The sequence below is a fragment of the Microvirga roseola genome (genome assembly GCF_020866965.1).
In the GTDB taxonomy this organism is placed as follows: Bacteria; Pseudomonadota; Alphaproteobacteria; order Rhizobiales; family Beijerinckiaceae; genus Microvirga; species Microvirga roseola.
The window spans coordinates 1-10,084 of record NZ_JAJATX010000094.1 but is presented as its reverse complement, the minus strand read 5'-3'; the positions used below and the strand labels follow the sequence as shown (position 1 = coordinate 10,084).

The window sequence follows — 10,084 nt, the reverse complement described above, 5'->3', positions numbered from 1 at the left end:
AGGGCTGCCGGCTATGCGTCCGTTTAACCGTCCGATGCTTTAGGCTATCGCAGGCTCCTCTAGCGAGATCGCGTGGCCAAGGCCGAGGAGGAGCCTGATTTGACATCAAGGCCGACGGCTAGATCCGTAGAAGCGAGGTGGAAGGCATCTGGCCGAAAATCCTTGGCAGAGGCCGAAGGCTCGTGGGCTTTGGACACTGCAGCCTACCCGTGAGGGCCGCCCAAGGCCTTCAGTAGATCAGGCCACGGCCACCAGCAGGTGGGACGACTGTGAGGCCCCTGCGTAATCCGGCGCCCGGTGCTGCGAGGCAGGTTACCCTTTGACATCCGTCGCGGGCCGATCCTGCCCACCGGCAATCTCGTCATGCCAGCGGCCGTCTTCACCCTGGTATTCGATAGCCGCGGTTTCGCCGGGGACCTTCTGTTCTGCAGCGGCCCGTTCTGCGGCGCTTCTTGCCTCGTCATAGGTAGGGTAGGGTTCCGAGTAGACATCCTCAACCTTGTAGGCCCACCCGCCATCGTGGTCGACAATTTCATACTGGACATTGGCCATGGCTGCTCTCCAAAAGGTATCCTGGTCCGAACAGCCATTCGGGCGGTCAGTTCCGACGGTCAACACGGTGCATGCTGCGACCTTAGGGTGCCCTGCGTCGGGCCGAGATCAGGCATCATTCGCTGCTGCAAGAACTCGGTGTAAGTGATCAGCGGGGAGAGGGCTGCCTCAAGGCGACTGCTCGCCCGTGCTCCCGGTCGGTCCCGGTGTTTGGGTGCTTTTTCCGTCGCCGCCCGTGGCGTCGTCGGTGGGTGCCGCATTGTCGCCGGCGCCAGGACTGGCATCCGGACCGGTGGCAACACCGAACCCTGACGAGTCGGACGTCGCTGGCTTCACCGTGCCTGTGAAGTCGTTCTGGTCATGCGGTTTCTTCTCGGCCATGGTCGTCTCCTCACAGGGTCGGGGTAGATATCGTCAACCGATCCTGGCGACCGGAGTTCCAGCGTGAGTCGCCGCAGCGCTAATCAGAGCTCCTGCTCGACGTGGGCGTGGTTGAGGACGGCCACGAACATTACCCCGCCGATGATATTGCCCAGAAGGGCCGGAAGGATGAAGCCGACGGCGTATTCGCTCCAGGTTACGGCTCCCACAATGGCGGCGAAGGCGACTTCCGTTGAGCCTGCGATGACCTGCGCCAGATTCGCCACCGCGATGAGGTTAGGTGAGAGTCACGATCACCAGGAACCGTGCCGAGACCGCGGCCGGCAGAAGCCAGACCATGAGCGCCATCAGCCAGCCGGCGATCACCGCCCGTGTAAAGGTCGTCCCAAACCCCGGTTCGGCGACGTGCCGGCCGATCTCAGAAAGGACCGGTGGGTTTCCTCGTCGAACGCATTGGTGAGCTCGGCTGCCGCTCAGATGATGGGACGAGACCTTTTGTGGTTAGGAAGGCGGATGGGCATTGCTGCCTCTTTCAGCGGCTGATCGCTGGCATGCCAGCGATCAGCCGTCTGGATTGTGACGGATGCCTACGTGGAACGTGGCGCTTTAGCGGTTCGTCTGCCCCGTGGAACCGCTTCCCGTTCCTGTCCCCGGGTTGTGTTTGGTTGAGCCGGTGGCCGCCGCGCCGCCCTGTGCAAACTCTTGAGCGATTTCCTGGTGCGCTTGGATCAGCGGCAGGCCCATCTGGGCAAACATCTGCACCTGCTGGTCTTGAGCGGACTGGACACCCTGCTGGTAAAGGTTGACGGCTTTCTGGTGCGCCTGCAACTGATGCTGCATGAAGGCCCGGTCGAACTCCGCTCCGGAGAGGCCCTGGAGGCGCTGGATGACCTGCGCCTGCTCCTGATCGGGCATGACAGGGAAGGCCGTGTTGCCATCCTGCGTCAGCTTGGCGAGTTCCTTGGCGGCCTGCCCATGGTGATTGATCATCATCTCCGCAAAGTTCACGACCTGCGGGTTCTCGGACTTTGAGAGAGCCAGATTGCTCACCATCACCTCGTGTATGCTGTTCTGCGCGGCACCGGGGACAAAGCCCTGACCGGATTGGGACGTCTGCTGGTTGGAAGCGGAGGGGCTGGCGGCCTGCTGGGCCAGGGCCGGCACTGCAAGCACGCAGGCTGCAAGAGCGACGGGGAGAAGACGAGACTTCATGGCGACCTCTCAGGTGGTTCGGTTTCAAGGACGACCACCAACGGCCGAAGCCGCCGGAAGTTCGGGCGGAGCCATTCGGAAACATCGTGCCGACCAAGCCGATTTCCGTCGGTTCACACGGGGCACCAAAGCCTTGCGGGACCCCCGGCTGAAGGCGGCTATCATGGTGCTGGCGATGATCGGTCCGAGCCCTGGTACGCCTATCAAGCGCTGGCAGGCCTCATCGGCGGCCACGAGAGCTTCGATCTCGCTTGTGACCCTGTCGATGGTGTCATCCAGGTGATGCCAATCCTGCGATAGCCCTTTGATCAAACGCACAATACGCGGGGTAGGACATCGGTTCATTTGGCCAGGATGTCTGGCAAAGCCTGCCGCAGGAATCGTAGCCCCTGTCGCACTGCAATTCCCCGTTCCAGCAGAAAGGTCCGGATCTGGTTGATCACTGCCGTCCGCTGCCTGACCAATTGCGCACGAACGCGATGGAGAGCTTGCAGCTCGAGCTGCTCAACCGTCTTGATCGGCACGACGCGCATGGTCGGCCGCTGGAAGGCTTCGGCAATAGCTTCAGCGTCGCGGAAACCGTTTTTGTGGCTCTTGCGGAAGGGCTTCACGAACTGGGCCGGGATCAGCTTCACGTCATGGCCGAGCGCCAGCAACTGACGGCTGAGATGGTGGGAGCCGACACAGGCTTCCATGCCGATCAGGCAGGCCGGCATATTGGCAAGGCGTTCCTCCACCTGTCCGCGAGAGAGCTTCTGGCGCAGAACGGTGGCGCCACGCGCATCCAGGCCGATCAGGTGGAAGCTGTTCTTGCCGATGTCGATGCCAACGGTGGCATCGTGCTGAAGCGGAGCTTCGGGCATGGCTCAGATCCTCGTGCTGGGCGCCCCTCTCATGATGGGTGTGCCGGTAAGCACGGCCGGTACAACCTGCACCAGATCCTCCATCCCGAAGTGTCGTCAAGCCAAACGACCTAGTGCTGACGGTGCTGGCACTCGCCGTGATCTGCCAGAACCTCGATAATCCGGCACTCGGAGATCCGTCGGTTGTCACAGGCGACCATGGCCTCAAGTTCATCTCGCAAGGCAATCAGGCGAGCGATCTTGGCCTTCACCTCACCGAGATGGGCCTTGGTGATGTCATGTACCTCACCGCAGCAACGGCTAGGATCGTCCGCGAGGCTCAGGAGTTGCCGGATGGCATCAACCTCGAACCCGAGCTCGCGGGCATGGCGGATGAAGTTGAGGCGGCGCACCTCGGCCGGGCCATAGCGCCGCTGCTGGCCCTCGGTTCGGACCGGCGAAGGCAGGAGGCCGATCTGCTCGTAATACCGGATCGTCGGGATCTTCACCCCGGTTTGCCGCGACAGGTCGCCAATCGTCAGATCCATCGAAAAACCTCTTGATCCTCTAGCCGCTAGAGGTTGTAGCGTGCCCGGCAGATAAGATCGAAACGGAATTTTGGCAATGACTGACCGTTTGCGCTACCGCGTCGAAGGCATGGATTGCGGAAGCTGCGCCCGCAAGATCGAGACCGCGCTTACCCGGGTGCCGGGCGTCTCGGACATTTCCATCAGCACCACCACGGAAACCCTGCGCCTGCGGGCCGTCGACACCGGCACCGGCGAGCAGGTTGAAAAGGTCGTTCGCGACCTCGGCTACGGCATCACGCCCGTGGAGGAGGGGACACGGCATTACCACGACCATGGGACCTCAGACGGTCCCTGGTGGCGCTCGGCCAAGGGTCGGCTGACGATCCTTTCAGGCCTTGGGCTTGCGGCCGCGTGGCTGCTGGCTTGGATCCTGCCGGGCTATGAGGCCTGGCTCTACACCGCCGCCATGGCTATCGGTCTGGTGCCCATTGCCCGCCGGGCGGTGTCCGCAGCCTTCGCCGGAGCGCCCTTCACTATCGAGACCCTGATGACTATCGCCGCCGTCGGCGCGGTGATCATCGGCGAGACCGAGGAGGCCGCCATTGTGGTGCTGCTCTTCCTCGTCGGCGAACTCCTGGAGGGCGTTGCCGCAGGGCGGGCCCGCGCCAGCATCCGGTCCCTGTCGAACCTCGTGCCCAAGACCGCCTTCATCGAGCGCAACGGTGGCCTGGAGGAGGTCGCGGCGGCTTCTCTCGCCGTCGGCGACGTGATCGCCGTCCGCCCTGGCGACCGGATCCCGGCCGACGGCGTGATCCTCTCGGGCGAGAGCGGTATCGATGAGGCGCCCGTCACCGGCGAGAGCACCCCGAAGCGCAAGGGCGAGGGCGAGACGGTGTTTGCCGGGACCATTAACACGGATGCCACGCTGCGCGTGCGGGTGACAGCTGCGGCTGAGGACAACACCATCGCGCGGGTGGTGCGTCTGGTCGAGGAGGCTCAGGAAGCCAAGGCCCCGACCGAGCGCTTCATCGACCGCTTCTCGCGCTACTACACCCCGGCCGTGCTGGTAGTGGGTGCGCTTGTGGCCATCCTGCCGCCGCTGGTTGCGGGTGAGCCCTGGGGCGAGTGGATCTACAAGGGGCTGGCGGTGCTGCTGATCGGCTGCCCCTGTGCTCTGGTGATCTCGACCCCGGCGGCTATCGCTGCGGGCTTGGCAGCGGGCGCCCGGCGCGGGCTGCTGATCAAGGGCGGAGCCGCGCTGGAGACCCTCGGTAAGGTGACCGCGGTTGCCCTCGACAAGACCGGGACGCTCACGGAAGGCCGACCGCAGGTCACGGACGTAATCGCTCTTGGCGAGGCGAGCGAACGGGAGGTGCTGGAGGATGCCGCGGCTCTCGATGCCACGTCCTCGCATCCCATCGCTAAGGCCATCGTAGCCCGGGCCCAGGCGGACGGCATCGAGGTCGTCCCGGCTGTCGGCGTGATGGCGCTCGGCGGCAAAGGTGTGAAGGGTCGCGCCCGCCGCCGCGGCCTGTTCCTGGGTTCGCCCAAGGCGGCCGCCGCCATCGCGCCGCTACCGCCCGAGACTGAGGTTCGGATCGGCGCGTTGCAGGAGGAGGGCAAGACTGTGTCTGTGCTTCTGGTGAGCGATCAGCCCGCCGGTCTGATCGCGGTGCGGGACGAACCGCGTGAGGACGCGCTCGCAGGCCTGAGGGCGCTCAGGGCCCACGGCATCGCGCCGATCATGCTTACCGGCGACAACGCGAGGACCGCGGCCGCTATCGCCCGCACTTTGGGCGTGGAGCCTCGGACCGACCTACTACCGCAGGACAAGCTGAAGATCGTCAACGAGTTGAAGAGCCAGGGGTTGGTGGTCGCCAAGGTCGGCGACGGCATCAACGACGCTCCGGCGCTGGCTGTGGCCGATGTCGGCATCGCCATGGGCGGCGGCACCGACGTGGCGCTTGAAACCGCCGACGGGGCCGTGCTGCACGGGCGCGTTCTCGACATCGCCCGCATGATATCGCTCTCGAAGGCCACCATGGGCAACATCCGCCAGAACATCGGAGTGGCGCTGGGCCTCAAGGGCGTGTTCCTGGTCACCACCGTCCTCGGCATCACAGGCCTGTGGCCGGCGATCCTGGCCGACACCGGCGCGACGGTGCTGGTCACGGCCAATGCCATGCGCCTGCTCGGGGCCGGACGGAGCGTATAATGCCGTCGCCCTGGTTTCCGGTCCTCATCCTGCTCATTGTCAGCATCGCATTCGCGGTGCTGACGCGGCGAGCGGCGCAACGCATCGGCGGTTCGCCCAACCGCTTCGGCGCGGACGATACGGCCCATGACTTCGTCGGGCGCGTCTACCGCATCGGCGGCGGCGTCCTGTCCCTCTTCCTGATCGTCCGGGCCGTCTGGCCAGGGGAGACCGACATGGCCGCCGGCCTGATCCCGGTCCTGGTCCACCCGGCTGTCGCCTGGTTCGGTCTGGTGACCATGGTGATGGGCAGCGCCGTCATCCTTGCCGCCCAGGTGGGCATAGGAGCGTCCTGGCGCATCGGCCTCGACCAGGAGCGGACCGGCCTCGTCACGACGGGCCTGTTCGCTTGGTCGCGCAACCCGACCTTTCTCGGCATGGTGGCCGTGGTCCTCGGCGCCCTCCTTGTGGTTCCAACCGCCGTTACGGCCGTTGCGCTTGCCGCCGCCTGGATCGCCTTCTCGGTTCAGATCCGCATGGAAGAGGAGCATCTCGGCCGCATGCATGGAGCCGCCTACGACCGATACCATGTCATGGTGCCACGCTGGATCGGACTTCGCAGGAGTTCGGGCACGGCGCCTGCCATCGACGGCAATGCTGTCGATCGCGGGTGAAGGTTCTTTACCGCCCGCCTCCGGAGTTGGCGATCCGTTCGATCTCGTCCGGCGTCAGGCCTGGAGCCACGATCTTGCCCTCCACGGGCAGCAGCCGCACCGCGCTGGCCTCAATCGCGACCTTGTCGTCGAAGAAGCCGGCAATCCCGCCCTTGCTGATCACGAGCCGGATCACCCGGCCCGTGTTCCCGTCGATGATCACATCCGCAACCTGGCCGAGGCTCGCTCCCGTGGCGCTGACCACAGGCGTGCCCATCAGATTGGACGCGCTGATCTCGACACCGGCGGCGGGCGCCGTCGGCGGAAGCTCGCCGGGGGCGATGGCGATCCCCTTATCCTCCTGCGCGAGGGCGCTCGCGTGCGACAGGGCGAGGATCGCGGCGGTCCGGACGATAAGGACCAGGGTTTGCTGCATTCCTGAACTCCCGGAAAGCCGAAGCGTTTGTCGAGCAACAGCAAGGCGTCGGCTTCGTTCCGATGGAGGCCGCATGGGTTGGTTTCTCTGGGTGCCGGTTCTGCTCGCCGCTGTCTGGGCGGCGCACTGGGGAGCGGAGCACCTGTCCAAGCCGCTGAAGAAGCTGCGCCGCCAGTGGGGCTTCTCGGTGGCGGCGGGCGGCTCGTTCGTGGGACTCGCGGCCGCCTCGCCCGAGATCGCCATCAACACCACCAGCGCGATCCGGGGCGTAACCGACATCGGCCTGGGTGCGATGCTGGGCTCCAACATCCTCGCTATCCCGACCATGGTTACGGTCGCCTACTTCGCCACCCGGAAGCGGGATCTCGGACAGGGGAAGGGCAATGACGGCGGCAGCAAACAGAGCCAGGAGGAGGGCAGGGCCGAGCGCGCGAGCAAGGAGGGCGGCCAACACTCGGATCGGAAACAGGGTGGCGGCTCGGGCGGTCACCAGAACCACGGGGAGCACGTCGAACAGGGCATCCTCGCGGTCGATCGCACGGCCGTTACCGTCCAGGCGATCCCGTATCTGGTGATCGTCGGGATCGCGGCGTTGCTCACGCTTCCGGTTCCGGGCCGCGGGCTCCAGCCAATCGACGGCTGGGTGATGCTCGCGGCCTACGCCGTCTACCTGGCGCAGGCCCTGCTGCGGGGGCGGCAGAAGAGCGAAAAGGTCGAGTGGAAGAAAGGTGAGATCTGGAAGGCGATGGCCGGGGTCGGGGCACTGGTGGTCGGGGCCTACTTCACCGTTCTCTCAACCGAGAACATCGTGCAGGGTCTCGGCGTCCCCCGGATCATCGGTGGCCTGTTCATCACTGCCCCGGTGGCGGCCCTGCCGGAGGTCTTCGCCACCTGGTACGTAGCGCGCAGCGGCCAGGTCACCTCCGCGGTGACGAGCGTCATCGGCGACCATGCGGTGACGATGACCATCGCCTTCTTCCCGCTGGCGCTGGTTACCACCTACGTGATGAATCCGCTGCTATTCCAGGTGAACCTTGTCTTCGTGGCCTTGGTGCCGTCGCTTTACGCCGCCTTCATCCACTTCGGCGGGAGCGAGCACGGGTTCAAGCGCTGGCAGGTGGTCACCCTTCTGGCGGTCCCGGTCGTGTGGGTTTTCCTGATCGTCTTCTGGGTCCGCCCCGCTTGAGTCGGCGAGGAGCCCCTTAACGGTTCGCCGTCATGACGGGAGAGGCTTGGCGGCCAAACGAGGCCGAAGCGGTGCCGCTGTTGCCCTCGCGCTTGATGTAGGTGTAGCCCGTCTTGTGCCAGGGCAGGACCGCATCCGTCTTGTTGTCGAGGATGTAGTCGCCCCGGTCAGTGCGCACCATCAGGACGGCATGGCCCTCGCCCAGCTCGTCGATTACCACGGTCATGCGCAGCGCCCGGCGCGGAAAGCCTGCCTCGACGAGAAGCTTGCGCTTCACAAGCTGGTAGTCCTCGCAGTCGCCATAGCCGTCCTCGGCAAAGTCCCAGCGGTCCTCCACCCNCCCGGCGCGGAAAGCCTGCCTCGACGAGAAGCTTGCGCTTCACAAGCTGGTAGTCCTCGCAGTCGCCATAGCCGTCCTCGGCAAAGTCCCAGCGGTCCTCCACCCCCCCCGTGATCCTCATCCGTCTTCGCCTTGATCGCGGCGTTCACCTGGCGGTTGATCCGGTTGATCGTCTGCCACTCGGGTGCGGTAAGGGAAATGGTGGCGGGCTGGGAGGTATCGACGGCGCACTCGGCCGGGCTCTGCTTGCAAAAGCGCGCTCAGGCGACAATGGGCTTGGCCGCACCAATCTGCGCCACCGGCTGGGAGGCGGCCGGGAGGGCAGCGACGGTCTGTGCCTGCGCCCCGCTGCCGATCATGACCAGAGCCAGGGCGAGGCCCGCACGACGTGCCGTGTTCCGGAGAGAGGAACGGGCCTCCAGATACCCGAGGAGAGACTGCCGCATTGCCCCCGCCTCTGTGTTGTTAAGGTTTTGTTCATGAAGCCTGACACAGCATAGCCGGGAGGCTCAAGCCGGAAGTTAAACCAGAGTTAACAGGTCGCACCCGGTTTCGTTCCGGGGTCAATGTCAGCCGTGCCCGGCGCGGAATGTTGCAACCGTGATCGTCAGGCTACCGCTGACGCCGTCGAAGGAGACGGCATAGCGGACAATCCACGGGCATGCGGTTCTTCAGCCTTTTGGGCGCAGGGCGTCTGCTTGCTCAGGAGGAGCGCGCAGCCAGGGCGGCCTGGGCCAAGCCGTCTGGACCTAGATCCTCCTCAGGGTTGAAGGCCAGAAAATGCGCTGGCGTAGATCCTGAGACAGTGTGATCATGATGACCCTCTGTGCTCATGCTCCTGACCACCGTCGAGTCAGACCCCGCGATTCCGTCCAACCCCAAGCCGCTCCAAGGTTAGAGCATCGTGCGGAAAAGTGGATTCGGTTTTCCGCACTCAACGATGCTCTCATCATAAGAGAAAGCATCGGATGGGATCCCAAAAGTGCAAGTCCACTTTTGGGTCCGATGCTTTAACCTGCTGTTAACCGTATCCTCTGAGTCTTCATGGTGAATACCTTGCGTACCAGAGGTGAATGCCTATGCCTGATCAGAAAAGAAAGTCCGAAGCTCCAAGCATCAATCGCGACGCCAAAGACCGTATCGCGAGGTTAATGAGAAGCGTCTATTTCCCAACCGATGGTAGTCCGATATCCGACGAGCAGCTTGATCTACTTCTTGCCCTGCGCCGCAAGGAGCGGGAGCGAAATCATCGGGCATAAGACAGCAGGAAGCTCGGGCGTGGACCTGAGAGCCATCAGTGCTCAAGTGCCATGAATTCGGCAGCCGTCGTGCAGGTAGCATACTGGCGGACGCTCTCTGCCAAATGCTCCTCCCCCTCGTTCTTAAGAGCTTCGGCCAAGGCCTCTACGCCCCCGGCTCTCTTAACGAGGTTCAGAAACGTCGCGAATAGTTCTTCGTCAGTCATGATCACTTCCGAATTGCTGAGTCCGGCTCTAGCCTTTAACGTATGGAGACGGGCCAAATTGACCTGATCATGGCTGGGTGTCTCGAGCGGCAGCTTCATGTGGGGTAGCTCTCAACGATACCTCGTCGGGTTCAAGCTGCTGCAACCTGGCGGGAAGCGGGGCATACAGTAGTAAAGTTCATCATTGAGAACCGCGGTGGGCCCACTTTATGCCGACAGACAGAGTATGGTCTGGTGCGGTTCCAAGACCTAGGCTCAGGACTCGTTAATTGAGGTATCAGGACTCGTTGATT

At 64.1% G+C, this 10,084-nt stretch carries 10 protein-coding genes and 2 pseudogenes; 3 read left to right on the top strand and 9 right to left on the bottom strand.

Going from position 1 to position 10,084, the window contains the following annotated elements:
* Positions 1 to 312: 312 nt before the first annotated feature.
* The 6 genes and pseudogenes from LG661_RS23450 to LG661_RS23425 form a co-directional block, all read right to left on the bottom strand.
* On the bottom strand, positions 313 to 552 hold the full coding sequence (locus tag LG661_RS23450; protein ID WP_230534409.1) for a DUF2188 domain-containing protein: 240 nt from the start codon (positions 550 to 552) through the stop codon (positions 313 to 315).
* A gap of 168 nt (positions 553 to 720) precedes the next feature.
* Entirely contained in the window at positions 721 to 933 is a 213-nt protein-coding gene (locus LG661_RS23445) for a hypothetical protein (RefSeq protein WP_230534408.1), read from the bottom strand.
* 83 nt (positions 934 to 1,016) lie between these two features.
* A complete protein-coding gene (locus LG661_RS23440; protein ID WP_230534407.1) occupies positions 1,017 to 1,199 on the bottom strand; it encodes a formate/nitrite transporter family protein in 183 nt (60 codons plus the stop codon).
* Between the two features lie 340 nt (positions 1,200 to 1,539).
* Positions 1,540 to 2,145, bottom strand: coding sequence for a DUF4142 domain-containing protein (locus LG661_RS23435; protein ID WP_230534406.1), 606 nt, complete (start codon positions 2,143 to 2,145; stop codon positions 1,540 to 1,542).
* A gap of 141 nt (positions 2,146 to 2,286) precedes the next feature.
* A pseudogene (locus tag LG661_RS23430) lies at positions 2,287 to 3,008 on the bottom strand (IS110 family RNA-guided transposase); the annotation flags it as partial.
* A gap of 110 nt (positions 3,009 to 3,118) precedes the next feature.
* Positions 3,119 to 3,535, bottom strand: coding sequence for a MerR family transcriptional regulator (locus tag LG661_RS23425; protein ID WP_230534405.1), 417 nt, complete (start codon positions 3,533 to 3,535; stop codon positions 3,119 to 3,121).
* Positions 3,536 to 3,611: 76 nt separating this feature from the next.
* On the opposite strand from LG661_RS23425, the gene LG661_RS23420 reads away from it, so the two are divergent.
* Together LG661_RS23420 and LG661_RS23415 are read left to right on the top strand one after the other, a co-directional pair.
* Positions 3,612 to 5,732: a heavy metal translocating P-type ATPase gene (locus tag LG661_RS23420; RefSeq protein WP_230534404.1), complete on the top strand. Its 2,121-nt coding sequence runs from the start codon at positions 3,612 to 3,614 to the stop codon at positions 5,730 to 5,732.
* Positions 5,732 to 6,385, top strand: coding sequence for a methyltransferase family protein (locus LG661_RS23415; protein WP_230534403.1), 654 nt, complete (start codon positions 5,732 to 5,734; stop codon positions 6,383 to 6,385). Before LG661_RS23420 ends, LG661_RS23415 begins: the two co-directional genes overlap by 1 nt.
* Positions 6,386 to 6,392: 7 nt before the next feature.
* Here LG661_RS23415 and LG661_RS23410 read toward each other — a convergent pair whose 3' ends face one another.
* Positions 6,393 to 6,800: a PRC-barrel domain-containing protein gene (locus LG661_RS23410; protein ID WP_230534402.1), complete on the bottom strand. Its 408-nt coding sequence runs from the start codon at positions 6,798 to 6,800 to the stop codon at positions 6,393 to 6,395.
* 73 nt (positions 6,801 to 6,873) lie between these two features.
* Here LG661_RS23410 and LG661_RS23405 point away from each other — a divergent pair, with 73 nt between their 5' ends.
* Positions 6,874 to 7,986 (top strand): sodium:calcium antiporter, encoded by a 1,113-nt coding sequence (locus LG661_RS23405; protein ID WP_230534401.1) that lies wholly within the window; start codon positions 6,874 to 6,876, stop codon positions 7,984 to 7,986.
* 16 nt (positions 7,987 to 8,002) lie between these two features.
* Here the strand turns inward: LG661_RS23405 and LG661_RS25590 are convergent.
* Together LG661_RS25590 and LG661_RS23390 are read right to left on the bottom strand one after the other, a co-directional pair.
* Positions 8,003 to 8,772, bottom strand: a pseudogene (locus LG661_RS25590) (transglutaminase-like cysteine peptidase).
* 848 nt (positions 8,773 to 9,620) lie between these two features.
* Entirely contained in the window at positions 9,621 to 9,791 is a 171-nt protein-coding gene (locus LG661_RS23390; protein WP_230534399.1) for a hypothetical protein, read from the bottom strand.
* Positions 9,792 to 10,084 lie beyond the last annotated feature (293 nt).

Coding starts and splice junctions, on each gene's coding strand:
- LG661_RS23450 (WP_230534409.1), bottom strand. CDS start 552: ATGGCCAATGTCCAGTATGAAATTGTCGACCACGATGGCGGGTGGGCC.
- LG661_RS23445 (WP_230534408.1), bottom strand. CDS start 933: ATGGCCGAGAAGAAACCGCATGACCAGAACGACTTCACAGGCACGGTG.
- LG661_RS23435 (WP_230534406.1), bottom strand. CDS start 2,145: ATGAAGTCTCGTCTTCTCCCCGTCGCTCTTGCAGCCTGCGTGCTTGCA.
- LG661_RS23425 (WP_230534405.1), bottom strand. CDS start 3,535: ATGGATCTGACGATTGGCGACCTGTCGCGGCAAACCGGGGTGAAGATC.
- LG661_RS23420 (WP_230534404.1), top strand. CDS start 3,612: ATGACTGACCGTTTGCGCTACCGCGTCGAAGGCATGGATTGCGGAAGC.
- LG661_RS23415 (WP_230534403.1), top strand. CDS start 5,732: ATGCCGTCGCCCTGGTTTCCGGTCCTCATCCTGCTCATTGTCAGCATC.
- LG661_RS23410 (WP_230534402.1), bottom strand. CDS start 6,800: ATGCAGCAAACCCTGGTCCTTATCGTCCGGACCGCCGCGATCCTCGCC.
- LG661_RS23405 (WP_230534401.1), top strand. CDS start 6,874: ATGGGTTGGTTTCTCTGGGTGCCGGTTCTGCTCGCCGCTGTCTGGGCG.
- LG661_RS23390 (WP_230534399.1), bottom strand. CDS start 9,791: ATGACTGACGAAGAACTATTCGCGACGTTTCTGAACCTCGTTAAGAGA.